This is a genomic window from Pseudomonas sp. UBA4194, from assembly GCF_002379585.1.
Taxonomy (GTDB): domain Bacteria; phylum Pseudomonadota; class Gammaproteobacteria; order Pseudomonadales; family Pseudomonadaceae; genus Aquipseudomonas.
Genome location: NZ_DFUE01000046.1, coordinates 45200 through 58213 on the forward strand (window position 1 = coordinate 45200; position 13014 = coordinate 58213).

The window sequence follows — 13014 nt, forward strand, 5'->3', positions numbered from 1 at the left end:
CATGGCGGACATCGCCGTGGTTTTTCACTGGGGGCCAGCAGCGATGGATCCGCTGTCCCTCACCGAGTTGATGGAATGGCGCGAACGCGCCAGGGTTAGAAGCGGGGCAAATGACGATGGATAAACTGCGGCTGGAAGTGCTGCTGTCAGCAGTCGACAAGGTCACCGCCCCGCTCAAGCGGATCAAGACCGGCAGCAGCTCGACCGCTACCGCTCTTAAGGCCACACGCGACCAGGTCAAAGCGCTGAATCTGGAGCAAGGCAACATTACCGGCTACCGCAAGGCAGCCATCGAGATCCGTCAGCAGAGCAACGCCATAAAGGCCTTGAAGGCCAATATTGACACGCAGACTCAAGCGCTTGATCAGCAGCGTGCGGCTCATGTGAACCTCACAGGCAACCTCAAGGCCTCGAAAACTCAGTACAACAAATTGTCCAAGGCATTGGTCGAGGGCAAAGGCACAACTGCTGAGTTCATGCGTGAATACGAGAAGGCTCAGATCAAACTGCAGACGGCGCAGCAGGCTTTCAACCGCTCGGCCACGTCTATCAAGACCCATAACGACCGCGTCCGCCAAGGCAATGAGCAACTTGGCAAGCTAAGCGAACGCCAGCGTATCGCCCAGGAACGTCTAGGCGGTCTGAGACAGCGGCTCGACAGTGCTGGTGTCAGCACGCAGAACCTGGGCCGGCGTTCCCGCGAGACCCGCATTGAGCAGGAGCGGCTCAACACGGTGCTCGAGCAGCAGAAACGCAAGCTCAGCGCCTTGAAGGTTCAACAGGACCGTGTCGCACGCGTCAAGAACGACTATGCAAAGGGCCGCGAGTTTGCCGGTAACGCCGCAGTCGCCGGGGCCAGTGGCGCGGCTACAGGTGCGGCCGTGGGCATGCCTATCCTGAGCATGATCAAGAACTACTCCAGCTTCGAAGATGCCATGGCGGGCGTGGCGAAACAGGTTGACGGTGCTCGGGACGACAACGGCCATCTCACCCAGACGTATTATGAGATGGGCGTTGCGATCAAACGCATGTCCGAAACTATCCCCATGGCCACCACCGATATCGCCGCATTGATCGAGGGCGGTGCCCGCATGGGGATCAAGGGGAAAGCTGACCTGCTGGAGTTCGCCCGGGTTGCTGCCACGGCCGCGACGGCATTCGAGCTGCCGGCAGATCAAATTGGCGAGAACCTGGCGCGCATTGCCGACCTCTACAAGCTGCCGATCAAGAACGTCAGCCAGTTGGGGGACGCGATCAACTACCTTGACGACAACTCGCTGTCCAAGGGTGCCGACATCATCGATGTACTGCAGCGCACCGCAGGCGTCACAGCATCGGTGAATATGTCGTTCAAGGATGCTGCAGCTTTGGGATCGACGTTTCTCACACTGGGGTCATCGGCTGAGATCGCTGCTACTGCCACCAATGCGATGATCCGAGAACTGGCGATCGCCACGCAGCAACCCAAGCGCTTCCAGGAGGGCCTCAAGGCGGTAGGCATAGAGGCGAAGGCGGTCCAGGACGGCATGGCCAAGGATGCTACGGGGACCATCCAGAAGGTACTGGCTGCAGTGAACAAACTGCCCAAAAGCGACCAACTAGGGGTCATGACCCAGTTGTTCGGTAAGGAGTACGGGGATGACGCCGCAAAACTTGCGAACAACATTGGCAAATATCGTGAGCAGCTTGAACTGGTGAATAGCGCAAGCGGTACTGGATCAATGAATAGGGAAGGCGCCATAAAGGCTGACCAGCTGTCTTCCCGTTGGCAGATGAACCAGAACCGCCTCTTCAACCTTTCAGCCTCACTTGGGGAAACTCTTCGGCCGAGATTGATAGAACTGATCGACGGCTTCAACGGCGTAGTCGAGACAGTCAATACCTGGGCAAAAGCCAACCCCGCTTTGGTAATGACCGTCCTGAAAGCAGCTGCGGGTATCGCCGCGCTATCTGCGGGATTCGGCGTGCTAGCACTGACGATGGCCGGAGCTCTCGGGCCGATATTGGTAGCCCGTACCGCGCTGTCACTGATTGGGATACGAATGCCCACGCTGATCGGCTTTCTCAGAACCCTGGCAACCAAAGCATTACCAATGGTGGGGTCTGCCCTGCTCTGGGTAGGCAGGCTTGCGCTGGCCAATCCTATCGGCGCCATGATTACCGCGATTGCAACTGCGGCGTACCTGATCTATTCCAACTGGGATCAGGTTAAAAGCTACTTTGGTGGGCTTTGGGACGAGCTTAAAAAGGATGCCGGCGACGGCATTGGCGGCATTTTGCGGATCCTAGTGAACTTCAGTCCTCTGGGCATTTTCACACGGGCATTCGCTGGTGTGATGAGCTACTTCGGCGTCGAACTCCCGGGCAAATTCTCCAGCTTCGGCGGGATGATCCTGGACGGTTTGGTCAACGGCATCACTGCAGGGATGGGCAAGGTGCAGTTGGCAATATCGAGAGTCGGCGACAACACCATCAGCTGGTTCAAAGAAAAGCTTGGCATCCACAGCCCGTCGCGGGTCTTCGCGCAGCTCGGCGGATTCACTATGGCCGGTTTGACCCAGGGCCTCACCAACAGTGAGGGTGGCCCTCTGCAGGCGATCGCCGGCATCGGCAAGCGCCTAGCTCAAGCCGGATCATTTGCGGTCGGTGTGGCAGGCGCCGGCAACGCGATAGCGATCGACACCCGGCCCGCGATATCGGCCCGTCCGGCACAAGTCATCCAGATCGCCGGTGACACCAACCACATCACAATTCCAACTGCTCCTGGCATGGATGCAGGCGCCATTGCGCGTGCGGTATCGGCAGAACTTGATCGCCGTGATGCCCTCAAGCGAGCACGCGCCCGCAGCTCCCTTTCGGACCAGGATTAACGACCATGATGATGTCCATCGGCATGTTCATCTTCAGCTTGGAGACGCTCGTCTACCAGGAGCTGCAACGCCAAACTGACTGGCGACACTCGGCCACGTCGCGAATTGGCACCAACCCCGCCCGCCAGTTCCTAGGGCGCGGCGAGGATGCCATAACACTGCCTGGCGTGCTGTTGCCGGCACTCAAAGGCACAGCCTTAAGCCTGGATACGCTGCGCTACATGGCCGATACGGGTAAAGCCTGGCCGTTGGTCGAGGGCACAGGTCGCATCCTGGGTGTATGGGTCATCGAAAGCCTCAGCGAGACCAGGACGCTGTTTTTTCAGGACGGTGCCGCCCGCCGGATAGAATTTACCATCGCACTCAAGCGCGTTGATGATGGTCGGGTCGACTTGCTCGGTACCGCTATCAGCTCGGCCGGGAATCTGCTGCGGGGCCTGCTGTGAGCGGCCAGATGCTTGACCAGATTGGTTCCTACCTCACCAACGCCGCAGACTCCTATCGTGACGCGACGGAATACCCACGTCCCATCTGCCGCCTGCTGGTCGACGGGCAAGATATCACTGCAGCGATCGAGCAGCGGCTCATCAGCATCGAGCTCACCGACAACAGAGGGCTTGAGGCTGACCAACTGGATGTCAATTTATCGGACCATGACGGTTTGCTGAGCATCCCGCCACGGGGAGCCAAACTGCAGTTGTGGCTAGGCTGGAGCAACACAGGCCTGGTCGACAAAGGTACCTATACCGTAGATGAGACTGAACATAGCGGTGCGCCGGACCAGTTAAGCATCCGTGCACGCAGCGCAGATTTGCGCGAAGGCCTAAAGGTAAAGAGGGAGCGCAGCTGGCATGGGCAGAGTATTCAGGCGATTGTCAGCGCGATTGCAGGTGCCTACGGCCTTGGACCCATGGTCAGTGCTGCGCTCAGCAGCATCCAAATCGCCCACCTCGACCAGGCCAACGAGTCAGATGCCAACGTACTGACACGACTCGGCCTCGAGCACGATGCGATCGCCACAGTAAAGGCTGGTCGAATGCTGTTCATGCCGATCGGGAAATCATCGACTGCCAGCGGACTGGCCCTCCCTCACGTGTACCTGACGCGGCTGGATGGTGATCAGCACCGCTTCCTGGAGGCCGATCGGGACAGCTACTCCGGGGTGCGGGCCTATTACTACGAGGTCAACAGCGCCGAGAAGAGAGAGGCTGTCGCCGGCGCCGGCGACAACTACAAGGATCTGCGGCACGTATACGCGAATCGCAGCAGTGCTTTGTCAGCAGCCCGGGCAGAGCTTCGCCGCTTGCAGCGCGGTACCGCAACGCTCTCCTACACGTTGGCTAAGGGCCGGCCGGAGCTGATACCGGAGATGACGTACACACTCTCGGGTATCAAAACGGAGATCTCGGCATTTATTTGGCTTGGCGGCAATGTTCGCCACAGCTTCACAAGCGACTCGTACGTCACCAGTTTGGAGCTGGAGTCCAAACTTCCGGATACCGATGATGTTGCCGATCTAGCGGTGGGCTTGCAGAAATACACGGGGGTGGTGGCGTACTACAGGGAGAAAGCAGGGGCCCAGAAGACCGTCATCCAAGGGGACCAGACGCAGCCGAAACGGCTCGTGCATCTGTACGCAACGAAAGCGAATGCGCAGCGGGCGGTAGAGCGAGAATTCTCAAGGCTGAAATTCGTTTCGTAGATAAAGCCCCAGCCGGAATGACTAGGCCGGGGCCACATTCATCGGGTGTCGTCATCCCCCATCAACGCAAGCGCCTCGGCAAGCTTTCGCAAGTAGCTCTGGTCCCGGTCCGACAGCTGTCGATACCTAGCCAGCAACAGTTGCTCCATCGGTGAAAGGCTTCTCAAATGACCGACAGTCTCGACATGACCCGTTGCAGTGTTTTCCATCAAGCGTTGATCCAGCATGCGTATAGCTCCTTAAAATGCACGACGGAATCGACATCTTTCAGGAATGCTGAAGCCCCCCGCAGCGCTCTGCGCTGGGGGTTTCGATGAACGGGAGAGGTTTGGCGCTAGCCGGCTTTCTGATCAACTTCGTCGAGACGCGCCTTGAAGGCATTGAGGCTGCTCGCCATTCGCGTGACCATGAATTTGTCACTCTCGCTCAACGAGCGATACAACTCCAGGATTTTGGCTTCGTCCACAAGAAGCTCGCCGGCGCAGACATCGCGCTGACCAAACAGGATGTAGTTGACGTCGGCCCCCGCTGCTGCGATTGCGAGCAGGTACGCGGTATCAGGGTTCTGCCGACCGCGCTCGTAATTACCCTGGGAGTTGCGCTTCACGCCTCCTGCATCAGCCATTTCGTTCTGATTAAGCGAAAGCCTTTCGCGCTCTTCCCGGAGCCGCTCGCCCAATGTTTTTTCCAAGGAAACTCCAGACACACAAATTCTTGGCAGCCTACCCTTTACACAGCCAAATTCTTGGGCATAATGGTGGCACCTGCAACACGAAACAACACAGAGAAACACTATGCCTAGCCTCCTCACATTAGAGCAAGCCCGCGCAGAACTTGACCGTCGAGGCGTGAGCATCGCCGAGTTCTGCCGGAAACATGAGTTGAACAATAATTTGGTCAGCGACCTCCTCAACGGCAGGAAGAAAGGTCGTCGTGGAGAAGCCCACCGAGCTGCTGTGCTGCTCGGGATCAAAGACGGCGTGATATCAAACTAACGGCACCGCTGCCAGGGATAAACCAGAACATGAAACGCACAGTCCTAGAGACCCGCCGCCAAGTCGTAAGCGCAGTCATCTGCGCTTACCCGGGCGGTCGTGAATGCGCTGCTGCCCGCCTGGGACTTCCCCTGAAAAAGTTTGATAACCACGCCTACGAAAGTGCCGGCAGCCGTCCGCTAACCGACGAGCAGATCCGCCTACTAGAGCAGGACGCCGGCACCACTCACCTGGTCGACTACGTATCGGGGCTGTATGGAGGTGTGTTTGCACCCCTGGCAGATCCGGAGCAGATGGACAACGTGGACCTCTACGCTCGAGCCGTTAATACGGCAGTAAAGCGTGGAGCAGTTGACGCGATCATCGCGGAAGCGTTGAAGGATGGGGTCATCGATGAGGCAGAGATTCAGAGGATCCTCCAAGCTCATCGCGCCCATGTTGCTGCACGTCATGAAGAAATTACCGCTGTGATCATCCTGCACCGGAATTAATCAGGTCGGGACTCAAAGGAACCGTAGTAGGCGCATGAAGCGCCGCCAATTCTCGGCCTCGGCCGAAGGTCGCACATTGCGACGGGGAGACAATTTGAGTACGTACAAGCTGGTGTGCCCGCATTGCGGCGGGTCGCTGCGCATTCGCACAAGCGTCGGTCAGCATATTTTCTTGCGGACGGCGTACCTGCAGTGCATCAACGAGGCCTGCGGCGCGACCTACCGCGGCCAGTTCGAGATCACGCACGAAATGAGCCCTTCGGGGATGCCCAACCCAACTGTGCAATTGCCCGTGGCGCCTGTATCCCTGCGCCGCGAATCGATGCGTACCGGGGATGAGCAACAGATGGACCTACTCGACCTGGAGATCGCTTGATGAAAAACCTGACCGACGTAAACCGCGACGCACTGGAATATCGGGAAAGCATGCAGCAAGCCGCGCTCGCATTCCTGGAACGCCACCAGGCCGAATACCTGGGTAACGATCAACTGCTGTTCACTCGCACCGTTACCCACTTGAAGATCGGACTGGGAGTGCCGGAGTACTTGGCGGAAAAACTCGCGGGAGTGGCCTACGCCGACCTTCGCAACAGTGCGAACAACCGCTGCTTGGATTTGAAGAACAGCACCCGCGCCCTCGCCGTGCTCACGGATCCGAACACGGGTGAGACCTTCACCATTCCCGTTGAGCTGATTTTTCAACACCTGGTCGACGTCCGCGATCGTCGATCACCGCCCCGCTCCCCCTATTGACCTGAAAACCTGACCAACCCGCTGCCAGTGGGTTTGGGTGAATTGCGCTCGAAATCCGGGATAACACCATGAAAACAGCCCTTTCCGTCCGTATGGAACTGCCTCAAAACCTCGCAACAGCGCTGCAAAAAGAGCTACGAGAGCGCTTGCGGTTGGGCATCCAGGAACTGTGGTACGCCGACGAATTCCGTCGGATCCCCGATGGGCTTCGTGCCGGCGCAATCCTCACTGCATACCCCGCTCTGGCGGCTCAGAAAAAGACACTCGGCGCGCTTCAAGCGGCCATCAAAGAGCAGGCGTAATCATGGAACACGCTATCCGGGCAGATGTGTTGACCCGACTGGAAAACGACTACGGCTTGCGTCATCGCACTGGCACCGAGTTCATGCGGGGCGGCCAATGCCCTGCGTGCGGCAAGAAAGAGCTGTACTCCAACTTCGAGAAGCCCTGGTTCATCAAGTGCGGCCGGGAAAGCAAATGCGGCCAGCAATGGCACGTCAAAGAGCTGTACGGCGACCTGTTCGACGACTGGAGCAGGCGGGCCCCGTCCACCAATGGCGACCCGATCGCCACAGCGCGGGCCTACCTGGAGTTTGCGCGCGGATTCAGGTTTGACCTGGTGCAAGGCACTTTCACCCAGGAACAATTCTTCGACCCAGACCTAGAGATCGGCTCCGCCACCGTGCGCTTCCCGCTGCCCAATGGCACCTACTGGGAACGGCTGATCGACAAACCCCACCGATTCGGCAAGAAAAAAGCTCGCTTCACGAAGGGTGGCGGGGCCAAGGGACATTGGTGGTGCCACCCCCGCGTATCACTGGCCGAGTCCAAAGAGATCTGGATCGTCGAGGGCATCTTCGACGCGCTGTCCTTGATCCATGCAGATATCGACGCCGTAGCGGCCATGTCATCAAATCTGTTTCCGCAGCAGTCCCTGCAGGAGCTGGCCACCGCACGCGCTGGCGATCTGCCGAAGCTAGTATGGGCCTTGGACAATGAGCCTGGCGCGCATCGATACACCCGCAAATGGGTAGCGATGGCTCGAGGGATGGGTTTCACCTGCGAAGCTGCCCAGATCCCCCAGCGCGACGGCCGAAAGGTCGACTGGAATGATCTTCATCAACGGTGGGGCTTTATTGAAGACCTGAGCGCTCGCGGCCGGCGGACTGATGCAGATCTGGAGGAAGCCCGTCATCACGGGGCCCTGCTGATCGCAGAAAGCGCATCAGAGAAAGCCATGCTCATGTACACCTGGCGCGAGCGCGAGGAGTTCCACTTCGGCTTCGACTCTCGGCTGTACTGGTGGAAGCTGGACATCAGCAAGTTCAACAACGCCATGCAGGCGCTCGAAACGAGCGACAACCACGAAGAGCAACTGCTGAACGAAAAGGCCATGCGGGAAAAGGCGCTGCGCATGTCCGGCTGCGTGGTCGAAATCGCCAACTGCTACCCGCGAGCCCTGTATTTCCAGCGCAACGAGATCACGGACGAGTCCTGGTACTTCTTCCGCGTGGACTTCCCCCATGACGGCGGGTCGGTGAAAAACACCTTCACCGGGGGCCAGGTCGCTGCGGCAAGCGAGTTCAAGAAACGTCTTCTCGGCATGGCCGCCGGCGCAGTGTTCACCGGCAGCGGCCAGCAGCTGGACAAGATCATGAAGGACCAGCTGTTCGCGATCAAAACCGTCCAAACCATCGACTACGTCGGGTACAGCAAGGAATACGGCTGCTATGTGTTTGGGGATCTGGCAGTGAAGGATGGCCAGGTCATCGAGGTCAACGAGGAGGAGTTCTTCGAATTCGGCAAGCTTCGCCTGAAGACCCTGCAGAAAGGCATCGGCATCCGCCTTGAGCGCGACCCAAAGCAGTACAGCGAGGAATGGCTCGATCTGCTGTGGCAGTGCTTTGGGGCCCAAGGCGTCGTGGCTTTGATCTTCTGGTTTGGCTCGCTGTTCGCCGAGCAGATCCGCAGTCGCTACCAGTCATTCCCGTTCCTCGAGGCAACTGGTGAGGCCGGCGCCGGCAAGACCACCCTGCTGAACCTTCTGTGGAAGCTGCTGGGGCGGGCCGGGTACGAGGGCTTCGACCCGTCCAAGTCCACAAAAGCTGGCCGCAGCCGATTGATGGGGCAGGTATCGGGCATGCCCGTGGTGCTGCTTGAGTCCGATCGGAGCGGCGATGACAAGTCTCACGCCAAAAACTTCGAATGGGACGAGCTGAAGGACTACTTCGGTGGCGGCACGCTGGCCACCAAGGGCGTGAAGACCGCCGGCAACGAGACGTACGAGCCGCCGTTCAGGGGAACGATCGCGATCAGTCAGAACGCGCCGGTGGTGGCATCTGAGGCAATCATGACCCGCATCGTGAAACTGCACTTTGTTCGGCCCAACGTCACTCCAGAGAGCCGCGCAGCCGCCGATCGGCTGACCGCCCTGGACGGCAACGAGCTGAGTCACTTCTTGTTGAAGGCCGTGCGCAAGGAGGACCTGGTGATGGAGACCATGTCCAGCCGGATCCCCCATCACGAAGGCAAGCTGCGCCGGCTGCATACCCATTGCATTGCATGCGATACCCCGTATCAGGCGCATAACGAGAAGGCTAGCTGCCAAGCGTGCGGCAACCAGCTGCGCGGCTATATCCGTGTCGAGCGGATCGTGAAGAACCACGCTCAGCTGCTCAGTCTTTTGGACAGCCTACGGCAGATCGTGCCCTTGTCCGACTACCAGGTCAGTGCGGTGCAACGCTGCATCGTCTCAATGGCCATCGAGCGTCAGGCGTCCATCAGTGCCGACCACCCCGTGGTTGCAGAATTCTGGGAGGTCTACGACTACCTGCAGGGGCTGGATGCTGAAGGCCCAGTGGTGAACCACAGCAACAACGAAGACCTGATCGCTATCAATCTCAACGAATTCGCCGAACGCGCAGCAGAGCACCGCCAGAAGCTGGCCGACGTGGCTGAGCTACGCGATCGCTTGCGTGAGTCCCGAGCCCACAAGTTCATCGAATCGAATAAGGCGGTGGCCAGCGCTGTGCGCGCCCATCAAGCCAAACGACACAACAGCACTATCGCGAAGGCGGTAACCGTGAAGTGCTGGATGTTCCAAGCGTAGGGCTGCAACCCGCGCTCAATACCGCTGAAAGGAGAGAACCATGACAGACAACAAGTTGCAGGACCTCGACATGCTCTTTGGCTTCGAGGACTGGGCGAAAGAACGAGGCTATGCGCTGGATCGCAGGGACGACGACACGATGTACACCAACGTTGAGACACAAGCGGCCTGGCTTGGCTTCGAGGCCGCCCATGGCCCCGCCGGCTGCCGCCCTCAAGGACAGCAGCTCTACGGCCTGATCAAGAAGAGCAGCGAATATTCCCATCAGGCAGACAAGTTGTTTCCAGTTCGAGTGTGCAAGGCCCCATACGACGACTACGTCGTGCACGGCGGACCAGGTGGTGTTTACCGCCTGCGGGACATGAACTTCTACGTGATCGAGGACGGTAAGCAATACCGCCTCAACTGAAGCCGGCTGCAACCGGCGCAACCTTGAAAGGAGAGAACCATGCGTGACAACAACCACATCCAGCAGCAGGAACGCAGCGCATTCATCGGCCAGCTAGCCGGTGCAGTGATTGCTGTCGCATTGCTCGGCGTGATCGGCGCCCAGGTGCCGGACCTGATGATCTGGATCCTTCAGTAAGGATCCGTTTGGAGTTGGCGCCGCGGGGCTGCAACCCCGCGACGCTTGCCACCCCCGAAAGGAGAGAACCATGCAGGACCAATCCAACAACGGCAGCGGTGCGGAGGCTACCACGATTGCGTACCCACCTTGCCCCTTTTACCCATGTGGCCAACAGACTGTGAAAACTTTATGAACCGCGATTATGATTCCCGTAGTGCAGACAAATTCGTCGTTCGCCTTCCCGACGGCTTGCGCCAAGCGATCGAGCAGTGCGCCTTGGATGACGACCGGAGCATGAACAGCGTATTCGTTCAGGCAGTGCGTCAGTATCTCGACGTCACCAACCGTCAGCAGGTACTTCTTGAAGCTCTTGCTTCGGCCGCACAGGCCAGTACCGCTGGAGGGAGCAATGTCTGAACAAACCATGCAACGCACCCGCCCTCCCCTTGCCTCGATGCGCCTGGTGCTGACAAACATCTGCGATATCTGCAACACATCGCGGTCGACACGAAAACATCAGAAGTGCAGCCGGATCCGGCAGGCGCGGAAGGCCGAGGAATGGGCGGATCGCCTTGCTGAAGTAGCTGCCGCTCGAGCAGCTCGGGAGAAACGCTATGCACGATGAGCAGACGATCAAAGTCCGCTATACCAGCGGCACCTATATCGCGCGGATCTCTGGCCTCAAATCTACGGCGAGCTGCACCATCAGTCCTGTCGACGCCGCCAGGGCGATGGCCCGGAAGATCGGCGCTGACCCTCACAGCGTTCGGCGGATTGCGGGACAGACCGGGGAAGTCTTCATCTGCAGACAATCAGCCTGCGACGACAGCAGCGAGCTCCTGCAGGAGGCAGACATATGAGATCGCTGGATCGCTTTCTGCGGGAGCGAGAGGTTCTGGGCGCCACGTCTCTATCTCACTCAACGCTATGGCGTGAGATCAAACGTGGCAACTTCCCGCGGCCTGTTCCAATCTCAGCTGGGCGCGTGGGTTGGAGGGAGTCGGCGATAGCCGCCTGGCAGGAAAACCCGCAGAAATGGAAAACCACCGAGGCCGCGTAAGCGGCCTCATTTATTCCAACTGAGCGTCGATCACGTTCGTCTGCAGCCAGCTCGCCCAGCGACTCAATCCGTCCTTTTTCTCGTGAAAGTAATCGTACCGGTCGTAATGCTTGGATGAGACATCGCCCTTCAGCGCATGCGCCTGGATTCGATCCCTGAGCTCTTTGGAGATCCGGGCTACGCCCATCAAGGTTTTGCATGTGCGGCGCAAGTCGCGCAGGGTAAAGGGGGAGTCAAACTTCTCAGGATGGCGCGCGCATAGTTTTGTTACCGCCCTGGAAAGCGAGTTTGTATGGAGCGACTGGCCTGGCACCTTACCTTCAAACGGGTACGCGCTGGTTTCACCTATCTCCCGCATGGTGTGCAGGATGTCCCGCATCAGCGCGTTATAAGGCACCACATGAACGCTCGGCTCGCCTTCCCGACCCTTTTTGTTCCTGATGACCAGGTGATCGTCGTGGTACTGCTTCCGCTCAACCGCAAGTAACTGTTCTGGCCGCTGGCCACCTGAAGCGATCAGGAACTTGATCAGCTCAGATGTCACCAAAGATAAGTTCTCGGGTAGCAACTGCCACAGGTGCGCCAGTTCCCGAGTCGTCAACGCTCGGTCACCAGCTCGCTCCCAATCGCTCTGCACCGGTACGCTCGCCACCGGATTGTTCACCAGCCCAAATTTCAGAGCTGCCTTCTGATAGCTCCGGGGATTGAACTGCTGCTCCACGCCCATCTGGAACGCCGCATGCAAGCGGGCTCTCACGCGGTTGCAATAGGTGGTGATGCCGGCGTCGATCATCCGCACGATGATGTCTCGAACGTCTCCAGGACCAATCAGAGCCGCTGGTCGGCTGGCAAGGTTAGGAAATGGCTCAGCAACGTAATGCTTGAACGACCATTCCACGTCGGAAGCCGATACCGCTCCTTCGCCTTCGAGCTTCGAAACGTATGCGTTGAGAAGATCCTGGAAGGTTCCAGCTTCGACCAACACCTCTTTCTCGACCCTGCACAGGTCGCGCGCGGCCGCCAAGCTGAGAGCGGGATAAACACCGAGCTTGCTCTTGATCTTGGTGCCACCGACCCGCCGTTGAAAATAGAACTCCTTGGTGCCGTTGACGCGGATGCGTACGAGCAGCACGCCTTCGCCTCTGACGCTGCGGCCATCCGAAACCTGGTATTCCTTTTCGCGCGGCTTCATCGCCTTGATTTGCTTTTCCGTGAGCATTTGGGGGCCGTATCTGGGGGCCGTTGGCCTGAACTATGGGGGTAAACAGTGAGACGACATGAAACGAGGGATCTTGCCCAACCCCTTGATTACTCGTGCCTATTGGGGTGCAAGCATACATCCTCGAACACGATGAAACACCATCCACGCCAGCTTCCCAAGCTGATAACGAGGGTTCGATTCCCTTCACCCGCTCCACTTTCTCCAAGGGTTTCAGTCCGCTTGTCACACTGCCAGGTGTGATGGC

The 13014-nt window shown here is 58.7% G+C and carries 18 protein-coding genes; 15 read left to right on the top strand and 3 right to left on the bottom strand.

From position 1 onward, the window contains the following. The first annotated feature begins 1 nt into the window (after nucleotide 1). The 4 genes from B3397_RS12170 to B3397_RS12185 are packed head-to-tail and all read left to right on the top strand — an operon-like array spanning nucleotide 2 to nucleotide 4572. Nucleotides 2–124 carry a GpE family phage tail protein gene (locus B3397_RS12170; protein ID WP_296250332.1) on the top strand — a complete coding sequence of 41 codons (123 nt, stop codon included), beginning with the start codon at nucleotides 2–4 and terminating at the stop codon, nucleotides 122–124. Continuing rightward, the gene (locus B3397_RS12175; RefSeq protein WP_296250334.1) at nucleotides 111–2870 is read left to right on the top strand and encodes a phage tail tape measure protein; all 2760 of its coding nucleotides are present in this window, start codon (nucleotides 111–113) and stop codon (nucleotides 2868–2870) included. Before B3397_RS12170 ends, B3397_RS12175 begins: the two co-directional genes overlap by 14 nt. A gap of 5 nt (nucleotides 2871–2875) precedes the next feature. Further along, nucleotides 2876–3316 carry a phage tail protein gene (locus B3397_RS12180; RefSeq protein WP_296250336.1) on the top strand — a complete coding sequence of 147 codons (441 nt, stop codon included), beginning with the start codon at nucleotides 2876–2878 and terminating at the stop codon, nucleotides 3314–3316. 8 nt (nucleotides 3317–3324) lie between these two features. Next, on the top strand, nucleotides 3325–4572 hold the full coding sequence (locus B3397_RS12185; protein ID WP_296250338.1) for a phage late control D family protein: 1248 nt from the start codon (nucleotides 3325–3327) through the stop codon (nucleotides 4570–4572). 38 nt (nucleotides 4573–4610) lie between these two features. Here B3397_RS12185 and B3397_RS12190 read toward each other — a convergent pair whose 3' ends face one another. Continuing rightward, complete coding sequence (locus B3397_RS12190) at nucleotides 4611–4799, bottom strand: hypothetical protein (protein ID WP_296250340.1); 189 nt, start codon at nucleotides 4797–4799, stop codon at nucleotides 4611–4613. Nucleotides 4800–4906: 107 nt separating this feature from the next. After that, a complete protein-coding gene (locus B3397_RS12195) occupies nucleotides 4907–5263 on the bottom strand; it encodes a helix-turn-helix domain-containing protein (RefSeq protein WP_296250342.1) in 357 nt (118 codons plus the stop codon). A gap of 103 nt (nucleotides 5264–5366) precedes the next feature. Between B3397_RS12195 and B3397_RS12200 the strand changes: the two genes are divergently transcribed. From B3397_RS12200 to B3397_RS12255, 11 genes are all read left to right on the top strand, one after another. Beyond that, a complete protein-coding gene (locus B3397_RS12200; RefSeq protein WP_296250344.1) occupies nucleotides 5367–5567 on the top strand; it encodes a DNA-binding protein in 201 nt (66 codons plus the stop codon). Between the two features lie 29 nt (nucleotides 5568–5596). Then, nucleotides 5597–6058 (top strand): YmfL family putative regulatory protein, encoded by a 462-nt coding sequence (locus B3397_RS12205; protein ID WP_296250346.1) that lies wholly within the window; start codon nucleotides 5597–5599, stop codon nucleotides 6056–6058. A gap of 94 nt (nucleotides 6059–6152) precedes the next feature. Further along, nucleotides 6153–6434, top strand: a complete 282-nt coding sequence (locus tag B3397_RS12210) for an ogr/Delta-like zinc finger family protein (RefSeq protein WP_296250531.1) — start codon at nucleotides 6153–6155, stop codon at nucleotides 6432–6434. Beyond that, nucleotides 6434–6811, top strand: coding sequence for a hypothetical protein (locus tag B3397_RS12215; RefSeq protein WP_296250348.1), 378 nt, complete (start codon nucleotides 6434–6436; stop codon nucleotides 6809–6811). Before B3397_RS12210 ends, B3397_RS12215 begins: the two co-directional genes overlap by 1 nt. A 68-nt stretch (nucleotides 6812–6879) precedes the next feature. Beyond that, entirely contained in the window at nucleotides 6880–7113 is a 234-nt protein-coding gene (locus tag B3397_RS12220; protein WP_296250350.1) for a hypothetical protein, read from the top strand. Nucleotides 7114–7115: 2 nt separating this feature from the next. After that, nucleotides 7116–9920 (top strand): toprim domain-containing protein, encoded by a 2805-nt coding sequence (locus B3397_RS12225; protein ID WP_296250351.1) that lies wholly within the window; start codon nucleotides 7116–7118, stop codon nucleotides 9918–9920. 40 nt (nucleotides 9921–9960) lie between these two features. Continuing rightward, nucleotides 9961–10329 carry a hypothetical protein gene (locus B3397_RS12230; protein ID WP_296250352.1) on the top strand — a complete coding sequence of 123 codons (369 nt, stop codon included), beginning with the start codon at nucleotides 9961–9963 and terminating at the stop codon, nucleotides 10327–10329. Between the two features lie 39 nt (nucleotides 10330–10368). Beyond that, nucleotides 10369–10506 carry a hypothetical protein gene (locus B3397_RS12235; protein ID WP_296250354.1) on the top strand — a complete coding sequence of 46 codons (138 nt, stop codon included), beginning with the start codon at nucleotides 10369–10371 and terminating at the stop codon, nucleotides 10504–10506. Between the two features lie 171 nt (nucleotides 10507–10677). Next, complete coding sequence (locus tag B3397_RS12240; protein ID WP_296250357.1) at nucleotides 10678–10905, top strand: Arc family DNA-binding protein; 228 nt, start codon at nucleotides 10678–10680, stop codon at nucleotides 10903–10905. Nucleotides 10906–11102: 197 nt separating this feature from the next. Continuing rightward, entirely contained in the window at nucleotides 11103–11348 is a 246-nt protein-coding gene (locus tag B3397_RS12250) for a hypothetical protein (RefSeq protein WP_296250360.1), read from the top strand. After that, the gene (locus B3397_RS12255) at nucleotides 11345–11548 is read left to right on the top strand and encodes a helix-turn-helix transcriptional regulator (RefSeq protein WP_296250362.1); all 204 of its coding nucleotides are present in this window, start codon (nucleotides 11345–11347) and stop codon (nucleotides 11546–11548) included. Before B3397_RS12250 ends, B3397_RS12255 begins: the two co-directional genes overlap by 4 nt. A gap of 10 nt (nucleotides 11549–11558) precedes the next feature. Here B3397_RS12255 and B3397_RS12260 read toward each other — a convergent pair whose 3' ends face one another. Then, nucleotides 11559–12767 (bottom strand): tyrosine-type recombinase/integrase, encoded by a 1209-nt coding sequence (locus B3397_RS12260; RefSeq protein ID WP_296250364.1) that lies wholly within the window; start codon nucleotides 12765–12767, stop codon nucleotides 11559–11561. Nucleotides 12768–13014 lie beyond the last annotated feature (247 nt).

What these genes read in the sequence shown, in the direction of transcription:
- B3397_RS12170 (WP_296250332.1), top strand. Translation starts at nt 2, where the DNA reads ATGGCGGACATCGCCGTGGTTTTTCACTGGGGGCCAGCAGCGATGGAT.
- B3397_RS12175 (WP_296250334.1), top strand. Translation starts at nt 111, where the DNA reads ATGACGATGGATAAACTGCGGCTGGAAGTGCTGCTGTCAGCAGTCGAC.
- B3397_RS12180 (WP_296250336.1), top strand. Translation starts at nt 2,876, where the DNA reads ATGATGATGTCCATCGGCATGTTCATCTTCAGCTTGGAGACGCTCGTC.
- B3397_RS12185 (WP_296250338.1), top strand. Translation starts at nt 3,325, where the DNA reads ATGCTTGACCAGATTGGTTCCTACCTCACCAACGCCGCAGACTCCTAT.
- B3397_RS12190 (WP_296250340.1), bottom strand. Translation starts at nt 4,799, where the DNA reads ATGCTGGATCAACGCTTGATGGAAAACACTGCAACGGGTCATGTCGAG.
- B3397_RS12200 (WP_296250344.1), top strand. Translation starts at nt 5,367, where the DNA reads ATGCCTAGCCTCCTCACATTAGAGCAAGCCCGCGCAGAACTTGACCGT.
- B3397_RS12205 (WP_296250346.1), top strand. Translation starts at nt 5,597, where the DNA reads ATGAAACGCACAGTCCTAGAGACCCGCCGCCAAGTCGTAAGCGCAGTC.
- B3397_RS12215 (WP_296250348.1), top strand. Translation starts at nt 6,434, where the DNA reads ATGAAAAACCTGACCGACGTAAACCGCGACGCACTGGAATATCGGGAA.
- B3397_RS12220 (WP_296250350.1), top strand. Translation starts at nt 6,880, where the DNA reads ATGAAAACAGCCCTTTCCGTCCGTATGGAACTGCCTCAAAACCTCGCA.
- B3397_RS12225 (WP_296250351.1), top strand. Translation starts at nt 7,116, where the DNA reads ATGGAACACGCTATCCGGGCAGATGTGTTGACCCGACTGGAAAACGAC.
- B3397_RS12230 (WP_296250352.1), top strand. Translation starts at nt 9,961, where the DNA reads ATGACAGACAACAAGTTGCAGGACCTCGACATGCTCTTTGGCTTCGAG.
- B3397_RS12235 (WP_296250354.1), top strand. Translation starts at nt 10,369, where the DNA reads ATGCGTGACAACAACCACATCCAGCAGCAGGAACGCAGCGCATTCATC.
- B3397_RS12240 (WP_296250357.1), top strand. Translation starts at nt 10,678, where the DNA reads ATGAACCGCGATTATGATTCCCGTAGTGCAGACAAATTCGTCGTTCGC.
- B3397_RS12250 (WP_296250360.1), top strand. Translation starts at nt 11,103, where the DNA reads ATGCACGATGAGCAGACGATCAAAGTCCGCTATACCAGCGGCACCTAT.
- B3397_RS12255 (WP_296250362.1), top strand. Translation starts at nt 11,345, where the DNA reads ATGAGATCGCTGGATCGCTTTCTGCGGGAGCGAGAGGTTCTGGGCGCC.
- B3397_RS12260 (WP_296250364.1), bottom strand. Translation starts at nt 12,767, where the DNA reads ATGCTCACGGAAAAGCAAATCAAGGCGATGAAGCCGCGCGAAAAGGAA.